Here is a 21,358-nt window from a genome sequence, read left to right as displayed (position 1 = left end):
TTTAATTTAACTCATTATCATTTTAACATAAACAGAACAATAATGCAAAAAATATGCATTATTGTTACCACCAACGTTTTAGAGCTTTCCATGCATCTATTACTTCGTTAACAACCAAACCAGTAGCTGCACCTACAACCATGCCTGCGGGTCCACCTAAGGCGCCTATCGTAGTTGTTGCTTTGATGAAATTTGATTTAGTTTGCCATTCATCGTTTTGGGTTTCTAGTTCTTCTTGTTTGGTGGTTAAATCTAGTTTATCAGCTTCTAATTTAGCAATTTCGAGTTCTAATTTTTTTTTCATTGTTGTGTGGGCTGTTTTTGCTAATTCTAATTCATTTTTTAATTTATCAATTTCATGTTGTAATTCTTTGTTGTTTTCACTTAATCCACTATTGGCTGCTTCTAAACCTTTAATTGTTCCTTCTAATTGTAAAATCTTTTTACCTTGTTCAGCGAAAAGATTTATTTGTTGTTCTAATTGAATTGTTAATCTTTGGATTTCTTGAGTTTGTTGTTGGATAGTTTGTTGTAGTTGAGTTATTTCTTCATCTTTTTGTTGGATAATGGTTTGTAATTGAGTTTCATTAGTTTCTAAGGTATTTATTTTTCCTTTTAACTCTTTTATTTGTGATTGTTTTGTGTTTAATTGTTTAACCAAAACTTCATCAGCATTATTGTTTTTAACTAATTCATCTTGTATTTCTTTCATTTCTTTTTCAAGTTTTTCGTTTTCAATTTTAGATGTGTTTAGTTCTTGTTTGATTTTGTTTAAATCGTTAGTATATTTTTCTTTAAGGTTTTTGTTTTCTAATTTCAAAGTATCTATTTCACTTCTAAAACCTTTTTCTTTTGTTTCTAACTGTTTCATTTCATCTTTTAAGGTTTTGATGTGAGTTTCTTTATTGTTTAGTTCTTGTTGTAGAGTATCATCAGGTTTTTGATTATTAATTAAATCAGTTATTTCTTGTTGACATTTATTTAAATCTTGTTGTTTGTTTGTTAATTTTTGTGTAATTTCAGATAATTCATTAGTTTTTTGTTCTAATAGGGATTTATAATTATTGAGTTTAGTTGGTGGTGGAGTTTCGCTTACGTTATGACTAAATTGAAACATCCAATCTGTTGGACTTTTTGTGGTATTGTATATTCGGTGTATTACATTTAGGTCTTTGTCTTTTATGTAGAAAAAATCATTCCAAAAATCAAATTGAATATAGTAATACTTGACATTGTTAATTTTTATTTCTAGGCTATTTATTGTTTGTTTATTTTCGTTGTTTGGGGGTTGGTTAAGTTTAAATGGTTTTAATTCAACTGTAAAAGGCTCTGTAGAATAATATATTTTTCGGTCAATAACTTTTTTGACATTTTCTAAATCTAGGTTTGATGCTATTTCATTAGCTTTAATTTCACAGTTCTTTTCCCATTCATCAAAAAGTTGTGTTAAATTATTTAATTCTTGTTGTGAAGAAATTTGTTGATTTGAAAGGCTAACTAATTCTTGGTTTATTTTGTTGATTTGTGTTTGTTTAGTTAATAATTCTTCACGTAGTTTATTTGCGTTTTCGTTGTTTTTTGCAATTTGTTCTTTCAGGTTGTTGGTTTCTTGTTCGAGTTCAGAAACCATGTTTTTATAATTTGCAATTTGTTTTTGGATTTCTTCCAAAGTTTTTAAATGTTGTTCTCTTAAGTTTGTGGTTTCTTCTTGTTTTTGGGTTAATTGTTGTTTTAGTTTATCTTCATTTTGTTTTAATTGTTTGATTTCTTCTTCTTTAAGTAATAATTGAGCTTGATAATTGATTTGACTTTGTTCAATGTTATTTCTTAAATTATTAATTTCAACATTTAATTGTTTGATTTCATTTGTTGATAAGTTTTTTTGGTCTATTAATTTTTGTTCTTTGTTTTCTAATTCTGTTTGTTTTTGTTCAATTTCAGTTTTTAATTGATTTACATCTTTAATATTTGAAGCCAATTGCTTTTCTAAAGTTGTTATTTTTTCTTTTGATAAAATCAACTCGTTGTCTTTTTTTACTATTAATTCATTCTGGTTTGTAATATTATTTTTTATTACTTCGATTTCTGATTGTAATTTATTTTTTTCTTCATCAGATAAATCTTTAGTTTGTTGGAGTGTTGTTTCTTTAGTTTTAAGTTGAGATTGTAATTCAATTATTTTTCCTTCAAGGGATAATTTTTCTAGTTGTTGAGCTTGAAGGTTGATGTTTAAATATCCCTTTTCGGTTTCTAAAATCTTTTGTTTTTCTTTTTCTTGTTGAATTATTTTTTCTATTTGTTGTTGAAGTTCAGGATTTAATAAACTTTTTGTATTTTTTTCTTTTTGTTTGTGGGTTGGTTGTTGCATAGTTAGTTGAGGGGTTTCAGTGTTATTGTTTAATTCAGTTGATTTTGTTGTTTTTTTTTAATTCTTTGGTTTTTTCTATTCTTTCGTTAATTTTTTGTTCAATTTCTTTTGGGGTTTTTCCTTCTTGAGAAAGTTTTGTTGCGTATTCTGTTAACTCTTTTTTTAGTTTTGTCTCTTCTGCTGCTTTGATAGCATCTAAATCATAAACTTCTACTAAATTTGGGGGTGGAGTTTTGGCTTTGGGGGTTGGTTCGTTAAAATACCAAATTATTCCTGTATAAATAGCTGTTGCAATTAATATTGTTAAACCTATGCAAGGTCCTATAACTGGTATTCCAAGACAAGATAAACCCAAAATGAGGCCAAATGCAATAATAATACTATTAAATATGTAAGGAATTAGTTTCAAAGGGAATCCTAGCCATTCTAAAAAATTCTTACCGCGTTCATTTATATAATGAGCCAAATCTTTGGTTTTTTCCCAAGCAGCTTTAGCTATTGGTCCAATTTTAGCTGCTGATTCAGGGAAGAATTTAGAAATTATTAACCATATTACCCCTCCAATTATTGTGATTAGTAATAAAATGTATCCCAAACACTTATAATTAAATATTTGATAATTTTAAAAACTTTACAAAATAAATAAAAAAATATACAAATATACAAATACGCAAAAAAACTTAAAAAATAACGAAATAAGAAAAGAATAAAAAACGAAATAAGAAATAAAATTAATATTCCTAAAATGGAAAAATCTACACTATTATTTTTTTATGATAAATGACCCCCTTATTTTAAAAATTTTTTAACAGCAATTTAAAAATAAAAAACTTGCTATTAATATCATTTTATCACAAAAAAAACAAGTTTTTTGCTCACTAATCTTTATATAATGATTTTTTTCCTTGCAATTTTATATATTAAAAAAAGAGGCTTTTTTGAGCCTCTCAATAATTTTATTTAATTTATAGCAGTTCTAATTTGGGATAAATTTATATTTTTTTGACTAAAATAACATTTATAAATGGCAAAAATTATGTTTTTTTAATCTATAATTTATAATTTAGTTTTGGTGGAAAATAGAGGGAAAAAATTTAAATGATTTGATTTTGGAGTTAGAGAAAAAATATAAAAAAGATTAATATGAGTCTACATAACTGATAAATGATATAATATTACTGGAAAAAACATTTATAATACTTTAATAATACTTTAATAATACTTTAATAATACTTTAATAATACTTTAATAATACTTTAATAATACTTTAATAATACTTTAAAAGGGGATTTTATTATGATTTTGATTCAAATTAATCGCATCTGCGACCTTAAACCTTATTTTTATTACGCCCTAGAACAATACGCCCTTAATCATTTATTAAAGCAAAACCCTGAAAAAAGCTTCTTTTTTATTTGGAAAATCAAAGGAGTTGTAGTTGGGAAAAATCAAATAATTGAAAACGAAGTTAATTTAGATTACCTCAAAGAACATAAAATTCCTTTATTTAGAAGACCTACTGGCGGAGGATGTGTTTATAATGATCCTCAAACTCCTCTTTTTAGCATTATTGCCAAAAAAGAAAAAAATTTCAGTTTTAAACCTTTTTTAGCTAAAATTGTCGTTGCATTACAAAAATTAGGACTTAATGTTGAATTTAGTGGCAGAAACGACATTTTACTAGAAGGCAAAAAAATTTCTGGAAATGCCTTTATGCAAAACCAAAATGGCATGGTAACTCATGGAACACTTCTTTATAATTGCGATTTTCAAACTATGATAAACACAATTACTCCAAACGACCAAAAATTAATTTCTAAAGGAATTGCAAGTGTGCGTTCCCGAGTAACTAACCTCAAAGGCTATCTTCCAGATATGTCACAAGAAAAGTTAATGCAGTATTTAACTGAGGCTTTAACTGACCAAACTTATGTACTTAGTGACCAAGAAATAAAATCAATAGAAAAAGATTCTCTCCAATTTGCTTCCAATGAATTTTTATTCTTAACCCAACCCCATCACACCAAAATACTTAAAAAACGTTTTTCTTGGGGAGGATTAGAAATTTTTTTAGATATTAGATTTGGTTTAATTGAAAAAATGACTTTGATTGGAGATTTTTTTCACAAAGAAGATAATTTAGAACAATTTAGCAAACTTTTTGAAGGAATAACTTATCAAACTGAAAAAATACAAGAAGTTTTGGAAAAAACAAACATCGGTTTTTATATTTTGGATGCTACTAATGATGATTTTTTAAGCTTACTTAAAGAAGGTATTTTAGAAGAAAAACTTAAAAATTTAAATTATTAGCAATTACTAAAATAGTTCTAAATTGAAAAATTTTTATATAGACTATCAAAAAAAAGATAAACAACGAAAAAACTACACAAAAAACTAGCAAAATAAAATATGAAAATAAAATCGAAGGTATATTTATGTTAAATAATCAAAAAAATGTTTTAAGAAAGATCATTGCCATTTCTTTCTTATTATTTTTGGCTTTTGGCTTGGAACTTCTTTCTCGTTATACTATTAATGCAACAATCCCTTGCAATTATGCTTTTTTTCGCATTGAATTAATTTTTATCATTTTAATAGGTTATCTTTTTGGACCTAAATACGGATTTTGGGCTAGTTTATTTTATCTTTTAATTCATTATGTTTTGGAATTTTCTTTTATGGAAGTGTTATTACACCATACACACGAAAATCATAATCACAGTCATGACCACGAAAACGAACATGCAAGCAAAGCCCTTATTTTCCTTTACAGATTTTTTCTTCCCTATATTGTCTGCTCTTTTTCGGGCTTATTTTATCAAAAAAACTTAAATCATCTCACCAAAAAAACACCTATTATAATAACTTTAGTATTAATTAGTGTAGTTCAAATTATTTCAAGCATTTTATTTATTAATTTATTACAAGAAAACTTTGCCAAAAAAACTTTTTTAAAGTTGTTCATCCCAAGTCCTTCTTATTCTTGGTCGCTTAATCTTATTTATAGTTTTTCATCAGTTATTGTAAGTAATACCATCATAGGAGCTTTATTTTATTTAATTAATTTACGTCTTAAAGATAATATGGAATTTTTATATGGTTTTTCCAAGGAAAATTAAATTTTGGAAAATCTTTTTTTCAAACCCAAACAACATAAATTTTTGTGCGCTATTCACTTTTATTAATTTAATTACACACAAATTTAATTAAAATAATTTTTTTATAACCTTTTCTTTTATAAATTTCATCATGGAGACTTACTTAGTGTTTTTCAAACTTTTTAACAAAAACAAAATTATTATCTGCTTTATTTTGCCATTATCTTTAATTTTATTATTTTTAATTAGTCTAGAATTATCATATTTTTGGATAGAAAAAAATCAATTAAAAAACGCTTCTTTAATAAATATATACGAACTATTTGCAAAATTTAAAGCCAACGAAATTAAAAAAATTCATTATACTTATAAAAGCCAATACAGCATTTGGAACAAAGAACATTATTTAATCCAAGCAGAAAGTTTTGATAATCAAAAATATTATTGTAAAATGGCAGCCTCCAATTATGATTATTTAGTATATGCTTTTTATTCATATAAAGATGTTTTGGTAGAAGTCAAAGAAAATATCCAATTTAATTTTTTAGAATTATATTTCAAATTTATAAGTTATCTTGTTTCTTTTATTTTTGGATTTTATATTTTAATTCATCTTAAACAAATGTTATCAAACAAAATAAATAAATTTAATACAAACATTGATTCTTCCAAAGACAAAATAACTTTTGCAGATGTAGCAGGTCTTGAAGAAGAAAAAAAAGAAATCCAAGAATTAATAGATTTCTTAAAACATCCTCAAAAATATCATAAAATGGGCTTTGAAATTCCTAAAGGAGTATTATTAGAAGGACCTCCAGGAACAGGAAAAACCTTACTTGCAAAAGCATTAGCTAATGAGGTCAAAATTCCTTTTTATGCTGTTTCTGGTTCTGAATTTGTCGAAGTTTATGTAGGCGTTGGAGCTTCTAGAATAAGAGATTTATTTCAAAAAGCCAAAAGAACTACTCCTTGCATTATTTTTATTGATGAAATAGATGCTTTAGGAGCCAAAAGAAAAAACAACTCCATCATAGAATCACGAGAACACGACCAATGCCTAAACCAACTTTTATTAGAAATGGATGGTTTTTTTAAACTTTCACAAATCATCATTATTGCTGCTACTAATAGAATAGATATGCTAGATCCTGCTTTGATTCGTCCAGGTAGATTTGACCGTAAAATCAAAATTAATTTACCTAATCTAAAAGCTAGAGAAGCTATTCTAAAAGTTCATGCTAAAAATAAAAATATTTCTTTGGATGTTGATTTTTACAAATTAGCTTTAATTACTGAAGGTGCATCAGGTGCCCAACTTGCAGCCATTCTCAATGAGGCTTTAATTTTGGCTATCAGAAATAACAAAGACCAAATCGATAAACATTTTTTAGAACAAGCAATTAAACGCATATTAAATTAATATTGCCAAATCCCTAAAATATAAAAAAGTTAACTTAAAATAAGTTAACTTTTTTATTTTATAAAATGATATTATTTTGTAACATCAATAGCAGCAAAAATAAAAACTTTGGTTGGTAAAATTGCACTAGAAACAAAAATTTGATTTTTAGTATCTTGAATTTCTTCTACACCATCTCCAATAATGTGTTTTTCACGTAAAAATAGCAAAAAGCGATATTCAACAAACCTAATCTTATTTTGTTTAATTACTGTGGCAAGGTTTTTATTTAGTTCTTGCAATTGTTCTTGAGAAAAAATACTCAAAGGCAAAGTAGATACTATCCCTTTTATTTGTTTTATTTGAGTTTCATCAATTTGCTTCTTTAACAATTCAATAAAATTACAAGCATCTCCTTCGATAACTGTTAAACCTGGAAATTTATTTCTCAAAACATTACATAATTCTTTATCATATTCCAAAGCAATAACATTTTGGGCTCCAAACTTTTGTACTAAATATTTAGTAACATTACCACTGCCTGCTCCTAGTTCCAAAATTTTTTCACCTGTTTTTAAACCTGTGTCTTGTTTTCCTTCAAATTCAAGCACTAAATTACTTAATTGTTTAGCAATATCTTGTGATTCAGGAAAAAGAGAAGAACCCATTTGTTGAGGGTAAAACACCAATTCTTTGGCATGATTCCAATCACTTGTTTCCCTAGGAATAACACAAATCAAAAATGCTCCTAGCACTAAAAGTGCACCTTTATAAAAAGGATGAATTTTTATTTTTTGCACTCCGATTAAACCCATTGCCAAAAGCAAAAAAGAGACAAAAAGTTTAAAATAAGCTACTGTTAAATTGTTTTGGTAATAAGGATTAATAAAATGCGATTTCAAATCCGCTTTAAAACCAAAAATAATAGCAGATAACAAAAAATAGCAAAAAGGATGAACAAAAACTATCCATACTTTTTTCCAACCCAAAAAAGTAATTGGTCGTTTCCACACATAAAAACAATAAATCAAAGGGGCAAAAACATATTGCAAATAATAAGGAATTAGCTGCATTTGCCAATTTGCAGAAATAAAATGCTGTTTGTGGTCTTCAATAAAATCACAAAAAACCAAACTTATAATTAAAATATTTACCAAAGCAACAAAACTTAATATTTGATAAAATTTAGTAGTTCTATATTTAGTTAAAGCAATTATTGCAACTACCAAAATTAAAAAAATACTTTGTCTTGTATAATGAAAAATATTTTTACAATAAGCAAATGAGTCTAGATGCGTTTGCAAACAACTATCAAAAAGCCCCCAAATTAAAATTATTGAAGAAAAAATCACTAACAATAACGAGCTTAAATTTTTTTTAATTTTAATAAAATAAATTGAAAAAAATGAAGAATTAAAAAATTTGTAAAAAGATGTGATTTTCACTTTTGATACCTTCACTTTTTGTTTTTTGTATGATTATAATTATTTGTTTTTGACTCAAAAAAGAAAAAAATTAAATTAATAAAAAATCGAAATAAATTAATAAAAAATGTTAAATTAAAATTATTTTGTTATTTTAAAACAACAATTAAATTATATCATTTTTTAAAACAATCCTTTTTATAATTATCAACAATTAAAAAATAATATTTTTAGCTTTTGCAAAACCAAAATAAGTCAAAAAAATAACGAAAAAATGCAAAAAAATAACGAAAAGCCATAAAAAAATGTTAAAATTAAGTTTGATCGGTTTTTTAATTTTATACACATGTTAGATATCAATTATATATCACAAATCAAAATTAATTCAAAACGCATTTTAATAAACTAATTATTATTTGTATCACAAAAGAACAAATCAAAGACCAAATTAATATCAAATATCACCCCAAATTTCACCCAATTAAAGGAGTTTTTATAATGACATCTTTTGAAATTAGACAAATGTGGCTCAAATTTTTTGCAAGCAAAAACCATCACATCGCAAAATCATCTTCTTTGATACCACGAAACGAAGCTAACTTATTATGGGTTAATGCAGGCATTACCCCTTTAAAAAAATATTTTGATGGCACACAAACACCTCCTTTTAGACGCATTACTAACGTGCAAAAATGTATTCGTACCAACGACATCAAAAACGTAGGAAAAACCTCGCGCCATCATACTTTTTTTGAAATGTTAGGCAATTTTTCTATCGGAAATTATTTTAAAAAAGAAGCTATCCACTACGCCTTTGAGTTGTTAACTTCGCCTAAATGGTTTGCTTTTCCCTTAGAAAAACTCTACATCACTTATTTTTTTCAAGACCAAGATACTTATCAATATTGGCTTGACTTAGGAGTAGAAAAAAACCACCTTATTCCTTTAAAGAGCAATTTTTGGCAAATAGGTCCTGGTCCTTCTGGTCCTTGCACCGAGATTTTTTTTGACAGAGGAAAAACTTTTGACCCTCGCAACAAAGAACTAATTATCCAAGATTTAGAAAACGACCGCTTTATCGAAATTTGGAATATTGTTTTTTCTCAATATAATTGCGACCCTAAATTACCTATCGAAAAATATCAAGAACTACCAAGCAAAAACATTGATACTGGGGCTGGTTTAGAACGTTTAGCCTGTATTTTGCAAAACACCAAAACCAATTTTGAAACAGACCTTTTCTTTCCTTTAATAAAAGCTTTGGAAAAAATGACACAAATCAAATACACAGGACAAGAAAGTTTTAAAATTATTGCAGATCACTTAAAAACTTTGGTTTTTGCAATCAATGACGGAGCAGTCCTCACTAACGAAAAAAGGGGCTATGTCTTAAAAAAATTATTACGAAGAGCTGCTAACGAAGGCAAAAAACTAGGTTTAGACAAACCTTTTTTACATCAATTAGTGCCTCCAACAGTTGCAATGATGAAAGATTTTTACAAAGAACTATGCACCAACCAAGAAATTATTGCCAAAGTGCTATTGCAACAAGAAAATATTTTTGAACAAACTCTCAAAACTGCCGAAAAAACTTTTTTACAACATCTCACCCAAAACACTTTATCAGGACAAAACTTTTTCAAATTATACGACACTTACGGCATTCCTGAAGATTTAATTTTGGATTATGCTAAAAAGAAAAACATTACAACAGACTACCAAAAATTCCAAGAATTACTCCACGACCACCAAAATTTAAGTAAACAAAATCAAACATCGCAAATACACATGAATAAACAAGAAGAAGCATTTCTCCAATTTTTAACTCCCAGCGAATTTATAGGTTATACAAATTTTACTTGCAAAACCAAAGTAATCAAAGTTTTTGACAAAGGAATAGTGCTTGAAAAAACACCTTTTTATGCTAATATGGGAGGACAAATAGAAGATGAAGGTTGGATTGACAACACCAAAGTTACCAAAATAACTAAACTACCAAACGGACAAATTTTGCACGAAGTTCAAGGAAACTTTTGCGAAGGTCAAGAAGTTTATGCCTGCATTGAAAAGACTAAACGCAATCAAATTTCTTATCATCACACAGCAACACATCTTTTAGAAGCAGTTTTGCAAAAACAATTAGGCAGCCACCTCAAAAAACAAGGTTCATCAGTGGGATTTAGCTCTTTACGTTATGATTTTAATCATTTTGAAAAAATTACTCCCCAAACTTTATTACAAATAGAAAAAGAAGTAAACCAACTAATTCAAAAAAGTGTTCCAGTCAAAATTGAACAACTTTCAATCCCAGACGCCCAAAAAAAATACGCCACTCTTCTAGAACAAAATCAAAAAGCCAAATACAAAGACAAAGTAAGAATCGTAAGTATTGATAATTTTTCAGTGGATTTATGCGGAGGAACACATGCCACAAATACTAAAGATTTAGAACATTTTACTATTTTGTCATGCGAAAGCATTAGCTCTGGTATCTACCGCATTGAGGCAGTTTGTAATAACAATTGCCAAGAAAGTCTCAACGCCAAATTAGTTCCTTACCAAAACGACTTGCACCAACTAACCCAAAAAGCAAAATCCTTACAAACGCAAAACCTCATTTTTGATGTTAAAAATTTTCCTCCAATAACCCAAAGTTATCAAGATATTCTCAATTATCAAAAACATATCAAAGCACAACAACAAGCCTTAGTTCTTTTTGAAAAAAAAGTTTTAGAATATCATCAAAAAAATATGGTACAAGCAGAATCTAATTTTTTACCACCACAAATTACCAAAAAAATGATGTTAACCATTGAAGAAGAAAAACCTTTAGAAGTTCTCAAATTTTTTATGAATCATATTTTTGATAAATACCATTTAGAAGTTTTATTTTTATCTTATGTGCAACCTGAAAAAATTGTTTTTTTATGCAAAAGCAAAACTCTACATGCAGGTAATTTGATTAAAGAAGCTGTATCCTTGGTTTGTGGTTCTGGTGGTGGCAATGCTAGTTTAGCTCAAGGGGGCACCAAAAAAACTAAAAATTTAGAACAAGTAATTAATTTTGTAAAAACCAAATTAGAAATAAATTAAACTGTTTAAAAAATTTATAATAAAAAAATCCTCAAGGAAAAAATTCCTAAAATTATTAAAAATAATCAAAATTCCTAAAAATTCCTAAAAATTGTTAAAAGGTGTTCGAAATGACAAAAAACAACAAAATAAAAAAGAAAAAAATAATCAAAGCGGAAGAAAAATTAAAATTAAACCCTTTTAAAACCCCAAACCCACTATTTTTCAAATCTTTTAAACAATTATTAATAAAATTATTTGCCCAAAAACACAAAAAAATTGATAAAATGAAGTTGAACCAAAACCAAGAAAAAAAGAATAATTTTTATCATTCAAACCATTTTTTGACAAATGAGAATGTTTTATTATGTTAAAATGCCAAAATAATGCATCTTTGGGGTTGGATTTAGGTGAAAAAACTTTAGGAATTGCTTTATCACAAACAGGAATTATTGCCCAAAACCTCAAAACTATTTTTTTTGCCACCCACAAATACGATCGATTGATTGCACCTTTACAAGAAATCATTTTTCAATATCAAATTAAAACAATTGTTTTGGGATACCCCAAACACATGAACAACGACATAGGAATTAAAGCCAAAATAAGTAGTGATTTTAAAAAAACGCTAGAAAACAAGTTTGAGCAAGTAAAAGTAATTTTATGGGATGAACGTTTATCTACCGTACAAGCAATCCAAATGTTAAAAACCAATAACAAAAAAAAGGGCAAAATTTTACAAATGAAAGACGAAATTGCAGCAACCATCATTTTACAAAATTATCTCGATTATATCAAATTACACACAAACAAAGAGCATTGAAATGTTTGATTTTAACAAAGAAAAAAACTTACAAAAATTAAAAAAATACGCCCAAGAAAACAAAATCCCCATTATCCAAGACCAAGGATTAGCTTTGTTACTTGATGTAATTTCACAAAACAAAATCACAAATATTTTAGAAATCGGAACTGCCATTGGATATAGCGCTTTGGCTATGAGCTCTCTTAGCACTAAAATTGATACTTTAGAAAGAGATTTTATAAATTATAATTTAGCTAAAAACTTTTTAAAAGAAACTCCCTATCACATAAATGTCATTTGGCAAGAGGCGTTAATTTATCCTACTTGCAATTTAAAAAAATATGATTTAATTTTTATTGATGCTGCCAAAGCCCAATATCAAAAGTTATTTTGCAAATATGCTCCTTTACTCAAAAAACAAGGCATTATCGTTTTTGATAACCTTAATTTAAGTTGTTTTAAAAAAGCCAAAACGACTAAAAATAATCAAGGAATTTTCAAAAAAATGCATAATTTTAAAACTTTTTTAACAAATCACCCAGATTTTTGCACCACTTTTCAAGATGTAGGTGATGGGTTGATTATTTCTTATCTCAAAAAATAATTTAGGAATTTTGAAAAACCATCAAAAAATAAAAAAAGAAGGTCTTTTATTTATGAATAATAAAATTTATGAACTTACCCAATCAGGAATAGAAAAATTAAAAAAAGAATTAACTTTTTTAAAAGAAGTTAAAAGAAAAGAAAATTTAGAAGCTTTAAAAGAAGCGCGCGAACAAGGAGATTTATCCGAAAACGCTGATTATGATGCTGCTAGAAACGAACAAGCTTTAATAGAACATCGCATCTCAGAAATCCAAAATATTTTAAAAAATGTCCGCGTAGTTAAAGTTTCCAAAGAAAGAGAAGTAAGTATTGGCAAAAAAGTATCTTTGGAGCTTTTACACACCAAACAACAACAAGAAATTGAATTAGTAAGCACCTTGGAAGCAGATCCTTTTAACAACAAAATTTCGATTGAATCTCCTTTAGGACAAAATATCAAAGGGCACCAAATAGGAGATGTTGTTTTTGTTACCGGCGAAACTGGAAACACTTTTAGAGTCAAAATTGTAGATGTCCAATAAAATGACTTGCCCCAACAAACTTTTTATCCCTCAACACTATTTTCCTTGTGTCTTGCAAATTCCTTTTGAGTTGTTTCAAAAACAAGGCATTAAAGCGTTAATTTTTGATCTAGACAATACTTTAATTGAATGCAACAAAGATATTTTAGATGAACAAATTAAAAACCTTTTAACTAAATTATCTCTTATTTTCAAAGTCGTTATTCTTTCTAATGCCTCTAAAAAACGCCTCCACAAAGTTTTAAAAAATGATTTTACTTTTATATATTTAAATTTATTAAACAAAAAACCATCCCCTACAGCTTTTCAAAAAGCATGCCAACTTCTCAAATTGGAAACCACACAAATGTTGATGATAGGAGACCAACTTCAAACAGATATCAAAGGAGCTAATCAAGCAGGTTTTTGTTCTTTATTGGTAAAACCCCTAAATCGCTTTCAAGAAAGCGCGTTTACCAAATTCAATCGTTTTTATCGTGAAAAAAAGTTTTTAACCAATCTCAAAAAACAAGATTATCACCTTTGGAAAAAAAAATTTCAAGACTTTGAAGAAAAATGAAAATAATATGTTGTTACACAAAATTCGTCAAGCTGTCGAAACTAAATTAAAAAACTATCCTTTGCTGTTAGAACACACTATAAGAGTTTATCGCACTGCTACCAAAATGGCAAGACATTATAACAAACCTTTGTTGCCTATTCAAATTGCAGCTTTATTTCATGATTACACCAAAAACGACACCTTAGAACAACAAAAACCCTATCTTACTCAAGCCAATATCCAAAAATACAGCAAAACGCCTGCTATTTTTCACGCTCTATCTGCTGCAAACATCTTAAAAAAAGAATTTGGCATCACAAATGTCACTATTCTTAATGCCATCAAAAAACATGTTTGGGGTGATAAAAAAATGAATTATTGCGATAAAATTGTATTGTTAAGTGACAAATTAGAACCTCAACGAAATTTTTCCCAAATAAAATATTTTCAAAAGCTAGCCTACTTTAACCTCAATCAAGCCATATATGAACTTCTTAAAAGTAATTTTGATTATTTCAGCCAAAAAGGATCCCCTTTGCCTTACAATTACCAAGAAATTTTATCCTCTTTGAAAAACTCCATCAAAAGAAAAATATTTTCATGACAAAGACAACAATTATCATCGGAGGAAAATTCAAAGGACACAAAATCAAACTAGTGCCATCACCTCAAACCAAAGCCACTAGCTCTTTGGTCAAAGAATCTATTTTTAATACTTTGGGAGCCTCATTCCAAAACAAAATCTTTTTAGATTTATTTGCAGGCAACGGTTCTTATGGTTTTGAGGCTTTAAGCAGAGATGCTAAACAAGCCTATTTTGTGGATGCTTCATTAAAAGCTTTTCAAACCTTAAAAGAAAACCACCAAAAATTAAAACTGGATTTAGAACAAAGCATTATTTTTTATGGTCATTTTATTCAAGCTTTAAAAAAATTCCAAAAAGCCAACTTGATTTTTGATTTTATTATTTTAGACCCTCCTTATTTTAAAGATTTTTATTTACCTGCTTTTGAATATTTAGACAAATTAACACATCAAAATAGCATTATTATTTGTGAATTACATCGCAAAATTGTTTTGCCTACACAAATTAAAGAATTTGTTTTACAAAAAGAAAAACAATACGGTAATAAAAAAATTCAATTTTATCAAAAAATTTAGACTTTCACCAAGGAAAGAAAAAACAAAAAAGAAAAAGAAAAAAGGAGTTCAAAATGAACAATATTTGGTTATATGTAAATCCAATTATAGGATTTTTATTAGGCGGGGTTTTAGGAGCTTTTTTAATGTTTCATTGGTTTAAAAAACATTTACAACAAAATCCTCCCATCAGTGAAAAACAAATCAAAGAAATGTTTCGCCAAATGGGTCGTACCCCTTCTGAAAAACAAATTCGTCAAATTATGAACAGCATGAAACAAGGCAAATAAAATAATGTTTGAAAGTATCTTTTTTAAATTTATTTTTATTGTTTTTATTTGTCTTTTAGTTATTTTTATAATGAATTATTTTTATCGCAAAAATGTTAAAAACAAAATTATAAATTATTTATTGTCTTGTAGCAATTTAGAACAAGAAATATTAAAAAGTTTTTTGCAAAATCCTCACAAAACTTTTCCCTTGACAAAAGATGCCAACATTACCAAAAATTTATTACAATTGAATATCATTTTTTTAAAAGAAATAGTTTCGGATGCTAAATATAATAATTATGTTTTTAACCCTTTAATAAAAAAAATTATTCACAAAAATAAAGATTTAAAAAAAATTTACCATGAATAATTTTGATCATTTAAACATTTATAATTTCAAAGTTATATAATAAAAAAACACCTTTAAAAGGTGTTTTTTTATTATATCATGAAAAATTTTATTCTGTAATCAATTCATTGTAATTTGAAACTTTAACAGAAACATTTTCATCAGCACTAATTAAACGAGAAATAGGGCATCTTTTATGAGTTGCATCTGCGATTATTTCAGTTTGTTCCAGCGTCATATCTTGAATTCCTAAAATAGCAGTAGGTTTAAAATAAAAACCTTTATCATCTTTTTGCATTTCTAAAGTTACTTTTACTTTTAAATCTTTATTTGTATAGTCTTGTTCTGCTAAAATCTTTTTAGAAGTTTTATAAAAACAAATTGCCCAAGAAAGACAAAATAAATCAACAGGTCCTGATTGTTTGTTACTTGGTTCTAAAGCTGAAACTAATTTTTTAGTGATTCCTTCTTTTTCTTCAAAAAAACATAAATCATCTAAATGGGGATTAAAATAAGCAGTTGTTTTAAAAATAATCATATTATAAAACCTTTCTTTATTAAAAAATATTTCTTTTTTATGCATTTCTTTAAGCATCTATTTTATTATAACATCAAAATAAGTTAAAATATAATTATTTTAATTAAAACTAGAGTTGATAATATTTTGCACATCAATAGCTACTTGATGCATATTTGTATTGCAATAATGATCGTATTTTAAAGGAGGATGAATAATTATTTCTACTACTTTTTTTTGCCAAAAACGATTATTTTTGATTTGACTGGCTCCTTTGATAGTTAAAGGCAAAATAGAAGATTTACTTTTGCAAGCAATTTTAAAAGCCCCTCCTAAAAGTGGCATTGCTTGTTCGTTATTTCTATCTTTAATGCCTCCCTCAGGAAAAACTACCATTGCCATACCATTTTTAACTTTAGGCACTGCCTTTATTAAATTTTGGGCAGTTTTTCTGATATCATCCCTTGAGATTACCATACAATCCAAAGATAAAAAAGCTAATTTTAAAAACCATGCAGTTCCAAAAAAACAATTAAAATTTTGTTTGGGAGCAAATGATAAAGTTCTTGGAATAACGCTTGTAATAACAAAAGGATCGGTGTATGACTTGTGATTGGCATAAATAACAACATTTTCTTTTGAAGGGATTAAATGAGGATTTTGAACTACTACTTTAATTCTTAAAAAACGGTTGACAAAACGCGACAAACTACGCGAAACAAATCCTTTAAAATAATGATTAGGGGGGGAAAAAGTCATTAAAACGAGGCAAAAAACCAAAATTATAAACGTTATTAAAAAAGCCAACAACAAGCCCAAAATTAAATTAACTGGCAGTTTGTAGCAAAAAGAAAAATCAACTAGCATAGTTTTGGAAGTTTGCAAAAAAACAAATGTTAGCCAAACGACAACAAAAATAAAAGTTAACATTTGGGCGTATCTAATTTCTTTTGATAAATGGCAAAAATTAATTGTGGGTGAATTTCTTTTTGGATTAATTGGTATTGTGATAAGTCAATTTTGGGAAAAAAAACATTTCCTTGATGTCTTTGTAAAATGTGGGTGATGTATAAAGTTGTTACCCAAGGTAGGGTTTGTTGATAGATTTTTCCTCCACCAATAATAAAAATATCTTGGGCAGCATCACTTGCCATGAAGGATTGCAAATCAGAAACAACAGTACAATTAGGCAATTCCAAATCATGTTTTAAAGATGCTACATAAGTTTTTTTAAAATTAAAGGGCTTATTTTTGAAATAATTTTTTAAGGATTTATAAGTTTCATACCCCATTAAAACATTTTGATTAAGGGTAATTTTTTTAAAATATTGTAAATCTTGGGAATAATGCCAAGGTAGTTTGTTGTCTTTGCCAATCAAATAATTGCCGTCAAAGGCAGTAATTAAATTAATCATACAGCAATATCGCCTTTCAAAATGCCATCACATTGATAATTTTGCAAAGTAAAATCACTAAATTTAAAATCATCAATATTTTTGATGTCAGGATTTAAAATCATTTGAGGTAATTTTTTAGGAGTTCTTTGAATTTGGGTCTGAACTTGTGCAAGGTGATTGGAATAAATGTGGGCATCTCCTAAAGTATGGATAAATTCGTAAGGTTGTAAGTTAGTTACTTGTGCGACCATCATAAGTAATAAAGAATAAGAAGCGATATTAAAAGGTATTCCCAAAAAAACATCTCCACTACGTTGATATAGTTGCAAGGAGAGTTTTCCTTGATGAACGTAGAATTGAATTAAGACATGACAAGGTGGCAATGCCATTTGGTTTAATAAGGGCGGATTCCAAGAATTAAGAATCAAACGTCTGGAATTGGGATTGGTTTTGATTTCAGAAATTAAAAATTTGATTTGATCAACGCCATTAAAATCGCGCCATTGTTTACCATAAACAGGACCTAAATTACCGTGCTTTATGGCAAAAAGAGGATCATTTTTGATTTTTTCTACAAATTCTTTCAATGTTTCATTTTGAAAAAAAGCTGATTGTTGATATTTTTGATAAGGCCATTCATTCCAAATATTAACATTGTTTTGTACCAAATAACAAATATTAGTATCCCCTTTTAAAAACCATAAAAGTTCGTGGATAATTGATCTAAGATTCATTTTTTTAGTAGTTAACAAAGGAAAACCTTCTTCAAGATTAAAGCGCATTTGGTAGCCAAAAACACTTTTGGTACCTGTATTAGTGCGGTCGTTTCTAAAACTGCCTTTTTGCAAAATAAAACGACATAAATCTAAATAAGTATTCATAATTGTATAACTCCTTGTTTTTTAATTGAATAAATGTTTGATGTTTATCAGGACAAAAGATATAAAACTTCTGTGTAAATGGCAGTTAAGGTAATTAATTGGTCAATTGAAATAGATTCATCCACTTGATGAGCTAAAGACTTTTGATTGGGGAAAACAGGTCCGAAAGGAACTAAATTAGGGGCACATTTAGCATAAGTTCTACCACCACTACACAAAGGCGCAGTTAAAAAATCATGAGTATGTTTTTGATAAATATTTACTAAAGTTGTTATTAATTCGCTATTGGGATTGATATACATAATATGATAATGAAAATCAGTTTTTAAAAGAAATTGATTCTTTTTGGCTGCTTTTTCCAATTGAAAAAGGATTTTTTCAAATGTAATTCCTTTAGGATATCTTAAATTAAGAGTAAAAAAAGCTTGTTGTTTTTCTAATATCAAAAAACCTGATTGACAAGTTAAATTTGTGGTTTTTTCATCCAAGTGAAAAATTCCTATTTTATGACCATCTAAGCTATCTACTAAATAATCGTTAAAAAAAAATTACTAAATTATTAGTAATGCCTAACGCTTTGAGAACTTTCATCAAATCATAAAGGGCGTGTTTGCCTCTTTCTGGAGTCGAACCGTGTACTGATTTTCCATAAACAGTTATTTTTAACAAATCTCCTTGCGGTTCTAAAGTGGCTTTAGTATCGTTTTTAGGCAAATAATTATTAAATAAAGTTTTATAAGAGGGATCAAATTTTAGAACTGCTTGTACCAAATCAGGAACTACATTTGTTGCTTTACCACTTTTAATACTTATAATTCTGTCATCTAATACCACACCTTGCAAAGAAAAATCACAAAGACCTTTTTCACAGTAAACAGCAGGAAAACGACTATCAGGAACAAAAACAGAAACAGGCACTTCAGGCAATTTACTAAAATAATGTTTCATACAACGAAATCCAGTTTCTTCATCCACACCCAAAATTAAGTTGGATGCCAAATGTCTGGTTTTAAAAAAAATAGGTTGTTAATTTTATTTTGCTAATTCATATAAAGCTTCTGTGTAAATGGCAGTTAAGGTAATTAATTTATCAATTGAAATAGATTCATTTTTTTGATGAATTAAAGAAACTTCATCGACAAAAGTAGGTCCAAAAGGTACTAAATTAGGGGCGCATTTTGCAAAAGAACCACCACCCACACACATAGGTTTGGAAACTAAATCATTAGTATGTTTTTGATAAACTTTTAATAATGTTTGCATTAATTCACTTTTAGGATCAACATACATAATGGGATGATGAAGGGTAGTTTTGAGGCAAAAATGTTGGCTCTTGGCTGCTTTTTCCAATTGAAAAAGGATTTTTTCAAATGTAATTCCTTTAGGATATCTTAAATTAAGAGTGAAAAAAGCTTGATTATTTTCTAATTTTAAAACTCCAGAAAAACAAACCAAATTATAAGTTTCTTCATCAAAGTGATTAATGCCTAATTTTTTTCCATCCAAACTATCTACCAAATATTGATCAAAAAAATCAACCAAAGTATTTGTAATTCCCAATGCTTTAAGAACTTTCATCAAATCATAAAGGGCATTTTTTCCTGTTTCAGGAGTCGAACCATGCGCAGAAACGCCGTGAACTTCAAGCTTTAACAAATCGCCTTGTGGTTCTAAAGTGGCTTTGATGCTGTTGGTTTTAACAAAATTATGGAATAAATCTGAGTAGTTAGGATCAAATTTTAGAACTGCTTGTGCCAAATCAGGAACAACATTAGAGGCTTGCCCGCTTTGAATACTTACAATTCTATTATCTAAAACTGTGCCTTCAAAAGTAAAACCCCCAATTCCTTTTTCGCAATAAATAGCAGGAAAATGGCTGTCAGGAACAAAACCAGATACAGGTAATTCAGGGATTTGTTTAAAATAGTGTTTCATACAACGAAATCCAGTTTCTTCATCGACACCCAAAATTAATTTAATTCTTTTGGAAAGCGGCAAATTTAGTTCGTGCAATATTTTCAAAGCCCAGAAAGCTGCCATTGTAGGACCTTTATCGTCTTGGGTTCCTCTGCCATAAAGCGTGCCATCAACAATTAAAGCCGCATAAGGTGGATAGTCCCAACCAGTTCCTGCTGGCACTACATCCAAATGACCAATCATACCAACCCATTCTTTTTGGTTGCCGTATTCAATATGACCAGCGTATCCTTCTAAATTCAGGGTTTTAAAGCCGCTTTGGGAGCCTAAATCAAGCATAAAATCAAGGGCTTGTTGATTTCCTTCGCCAAAAGGAGCGCCTGTTCTATTAGGATCAAAGGTGGTAAGTTCAGTGTTAATTTTTAATAATGTTTGCAAAGCCTCAATTAAGGCGTCTTTTCTTTTTAAAACCTCTTTTTTAAAATCAATCATTTTCTAACCTCTTTTTTATTATTTTTATTTTTTTTGTTAATTTTGTTAATTTTAATTTTTTTGTTTGTTGATTGTGTTGTTTTTTGTTTGTATATTTTGTTGGAAACACTTGCAAAATCAAAAACACAAACACAAAATAAAATGTAAGCGTAGATAAGGTATTTTTTAATTTCGGTCATAATAATCAATATTAATCCATATAATAAGCAGATATTTGAGCAAAAATAAGAGGGAAAGGCGGAAAACAAAATATTAATTCTACATTTATTTTTATACTTTATCTACATCTTAATACTTAAATTTTAACATTATTTTAGCATTTAAAAGAAGAAAAATATTTTTTTTATAAAAAATAAAAAAAGTGTTTCTTTTTCGTTTTGATTCAGTTATAATATTAGTGGATTTTAAAGGAATTCGAGAAATTTTAAAAAACCGCTAGTAATAAATTCGTTTAAAATTCTTTAGTTCATCTTAAACTTTTTGCATTTTACAAATTTGTACATTTGGATTTTGCAAAGATTAAGATATTAGAAAGCAAAAATAAAATCATTGAAAA

23 protein-coding genes are annotated in these 21,358 nt (G+C 27.8%); 13 read left to right on the top strand and 10 right to left on the bottom strand.

The features are described 5' to 3' along the window. Nucleotides 1-64 precede the first annotated feature (64 nt). Nucleotides 65-2,368, bottom strand: a complete 2,304-nt coding sequence (locus QN326_RS02330; RefSeq protein ID WP_342386368.1) for a hypothetical protein — start codon at nucleotides 2,366-2,368, stop codon at nucleotides 65-67. A gap of 34 nt (nucleotides 2,369-2,402) precedes the next feature. Next, entirely contained in the window at nucleotides 2,403-2,963 is a 561-nt protein-coding gene (locus tag QN326_RS02325; protein ID WP_342386367.1) for a hypothetical protein, read from the bottom strand. 701 nt (nucleotides 2,964-3,664) lie between these two features. Here QN326_RS02325 and QN326_RS02320 point away from each other — a divergent pair. The 3 genes from QN326_RS02320 to QN326_RS02310 all read left to right on the top strand — a co-directional run bounded on the left by QN326_RS02320 (nucleotide 3,665) and on the right by QN326_RS02310 (nucleotide 6,889). Further along, entirely contained in the window at nucleotides 3,665-4,681 is a 1,017-nt protein-coding gene (locus tag QN326_RS02320; protein ID WP_034172406.1) for a lipoate--protein ligase, read from the top strand. A gap of 125 nt (nucleotides 4,682-4,806) precedes the next feature. Then, nucleotides 4,807-5,490, top strand: a complete 684-nt coding sequence (locus tag QN326_RS02315; protein WP_034172407.1) for an ECF transporter S component — start codon at nucleotides 4,807-4,809, stop codon at nucleotides 5,488-5,490. 145 nt (nucleotides 5,491-5,635) lie between these two features. Beyond that, nucleotides 5,636-6,889, top strand: coding sequence for an AAA family ATPase (locus QN326_RS02310; protein ID WP_342386366.1), 1,254 nt, complete (start codon nucleotides 5,636-5,638; stop codon nucleotides 6,887-6,889). Between the two features lie 71 nt (nucleotides 6,890-6,960). Here QN326_RS02310 and QN326_RS02305 read toward each other — a convergent pair whose 3' ends face one another. Next, the gene (locus tag QN326_RS02305; RefSeq protein WP_342386365.1) at nucleotides 6,961-8,172 is read right to left on the bottom strand and encodes a methyltransferase domain-containing protein; all 1,212 of its coding nucleotides are present in this window, start codon (nucleotides 8,170-8,172) and stop codon (nucleotides 6,961-6,963) included. A gap of 618 nt (nucleotides 8,173-8,790) precedes the next feature. Here QN326_RS02305 and alaS point away from each other — a divergent pair. The 10 genes from alaS to QN326_RS02255 all read left to right on the top strand — a co-directional run bounded on the left by alaS (nucleotide 8,791) and on the right by QN326_RS02255 (nucleotide 15,619). Next, complete coding sequence (gene alaS / locus QN326_RS02300) at nucleotides 8,791-11,385, top strand: alanine--tRNA ligase (protein ID WP_342386364.1); 2,595 nt, start codon at nucleotides 8,791-8,793, stop codon at nucleotides 11,383-11,385. A gap of 110 nt (nucleotides 11,386-11,495) precedes the next feature. Beyond that, nucleotides 11,496-11,738: a hypothetical protein gene (locus tag QN326_RS02295; protein WP_034172292.1), complete on the top strand. Its 243-nt coding sequence runs from the start codon at nucleotides 11,496-11,498 to the stop codon at nucleotides 11,736-11,738. Next, complete coding sequence (gene ruvX / locus QN326_RS02290) at nucleotides 11,732-12,187, top strand: Holliday junction resolvase RuvX (RefSeq protein ID WP_011160678.1); 456 nt, start codon at nucleotides 11,732-11,734, stop codon at nucleotides 12,185-12,187. Before QN326_RS02295 ends, ruvX begins: the two co-directional genes overlap by 7 nt. 1 nt (nucleotide 12,188) lies before the next feature. Further along, the gene (locus QN326_RS02285) at nucleotides 12,189-12,773 is read left to right on the top strand and encodes an O-methyltransferase (RefSeq protein WP_034172293.1); all 585 of its coding nucleotides are present in this window, start codon (nucleotides 12,189-12,191) and stop codon (nucleotides 12,771-12,773) included. 52 nt (nucleotides 12,774-12,825) lie between these two features. After that, complete coding sequence (greA, locus tag QN326_RS02280) at nucleotides 12,826-13,296, top strand: transcription elongation factor GreA (RefSeq protein WP_034172300.1); 471 nt, start codon at nucleotides 12,826-12,828, stop codon at nucleotides 13,294-13,296. Beyond that, nucleotides 13,286-13,855 (top strand): YqeG family HAD IIIA-type phosphatase, encoded by a 570-nt coding sequence (locus QN326_RS02275; protein WP_011160675.1) that lies wholly within the window; start codon nucleotides 13,286-13,288, stop codon nucleotides 13,853-13,855. The genes greA and QN326_RS02275 overlap by 11 nt, the downstream gene beginning before the upstream one ends. Before the next feature lie 7 nt (nucleotides 13,856-13,862). Beyond that, a complete protein-coding gene (yqeK, locus tag QN326_RS02270) occupies nucleotides 13,863-14,441 on the top strand; it encodes a bis(5'-nucleosyl)-tetraphosphatase (symmetrical) YqeK (protein WP_034172294.1) in 579 nt (192 codons plus the stop codon). Further along, a complete protein-coding gene (gene rsmD / locus QN326_RS02265; RefSeq protein ID WP_342386363.1) occupies nucleotides 14,438-14,998 on the top strand; it encodes a 16S rRNA (guanine(966)-N(2))-methyltransferase RsmD in 561 nt (186 codons plus the stop codon). The genes yqeK and rsmD overlap by 4 nt, the downstream gene beginning before the upstream one ends. Before the next feature lie 53 nt (nucleotides 14,999-15,051). Continuing rightward, on the top strand, nucleotides 15,052-15,267 hold the full coding sequence (locus tag QN326_RS02260; protein ID WP_011160672.1) for a YneF family protein: 216 nt from the start codon (nucleotides 15,052-15,054) through the stop codon (nucleotides 15,265-15,267). Between the two features lie 4 nt (nucleotides 15,268-15,271). Continuing rightward, nucleotides 15,272-15,619 carry a super-infection exclusion protein B gene (locus QN326_RS02255; protein WP_011160671.1) on the top strand — a complete coding sequence of 116 codons (348 nt, stop codon included), beginning with the start codon at nucleotides 15,272-15,274 and terminating at the stop codon, nucleotides 15,617-15,619. An 88-nt stretch (nucleotides 15,620-15,707) separates the two neighbouring features. On the opposite strand, the gene QN326_RS02250 is transcribed toward QN326_RS02255, so the two are convergent. The 7 genes from QN326_RS02250 to pepV form a co-directional block, all read right to left on the bottom strand. Next, the gene (locus QN326_RS02250; RefSeq protein ID WP_034172296.1) at nucleotides 15,708-16,136 is read right to left on the bottom strand and encodes an OsmC family protein; all 429 of its coding nucleotides are present in this window, start codon (nucleotides 16,134-16,136) and stop codon (nucleotides 15,708-15,710) included. Nucleotides 16,137-16,235: 99 nt separating this feature from the next. Further along, nucleotides 16,236-17,045 carry a lysophospholipid acyltransferase family protein gene (locus QN326_RS02245; RefSeq protein WP_342386362.1) on the bottom strand — a complete coding sequence of 270 codons (810 nt, stop codon included), beginning with the start codon at nucleotides 17,043-17,045 and terminating at the stop codon, nucleotides 16,236-16,238. Next, complete coding sequence (locus tag QN326_RS02240) at nucleotides 17,039-17,530, bottom strand: dihydrofolate reductase (protein WP_011160668.1); 492 nt, start codon at nucleotides 17,528-17,530, stop codon at nucleotides 17,039-17,041. The genes QN326_RS02245 and QN326_RS02240 overlap by 7 nt, the downstream gene beginning before the upstream one ends. After that, entirely contained in the window at nucleotides 17,527-18,393 is an 867-nt protein-coding gene (locus QN326_RS02235; protein WP_034172298.1) for a thymidylate synthase, read from the bottom strand. The genes QN326_RS02240 and QN326_RS02235 overlap by 4 nt, the downstream gene beginning before the upstream one ends. Before the next feature lie 47 nt (nucleotides 18,394-18,440). After that, nucleotides 18,441-18,881: a hypothetical protein gene (locus QN326_RS02230; protein WP_342386361.1), complete on the bottom strand. Its 441-nt coding sequence runs from the start codon at nucleotides 18,879-18,881 to the stop codon at nucleotides 18,441-18,443. Nucleotides 18,882-18,930: 49 nt separating this feature from the next. Then, nucleotides 18,931-19,392: a hypothetical protein gene (locus QN326_RS02225; protein ID WP_342386360.1), complete on the bottom strand. Its 462-nt coding sequence runs from the start codon at nucleotides 19,390-19,392 to the stop codon at nucleotides 18,931-18,933. Between the two features lie 33 nt (nucleotides 19,393-19,425). Continuing rightward, nucleotides 19,426-20,802 (bottom strand): dipeptidase PepV, encoded by a 1,377-nt coding sequence (pepV, locus tag QN326_RS02220; RefSeq protein WP_034172418.1) that lies wholly within the window; start codon nucleotides 20,800-20,802, stop codon nucleotides 19,426-19,428. Between the last annotated feature and the right edge of the window lie 556 nt (nucleotides 20,803-21,358).

This window comes from Candidatus Phytoplasma asteris, from assembly GCF_038505995.1.
Taxonomy (GTDB): domain Bacteria; phylum Bacillota_I; class Bacilli_A; order Acholeplasmatales; family Acholeplasmataceae; genus Phytoplasma; species Phytoplasma asteris.
This window is presented reverse-complemented; position numbering and strand designations above follow the sequence as displayed.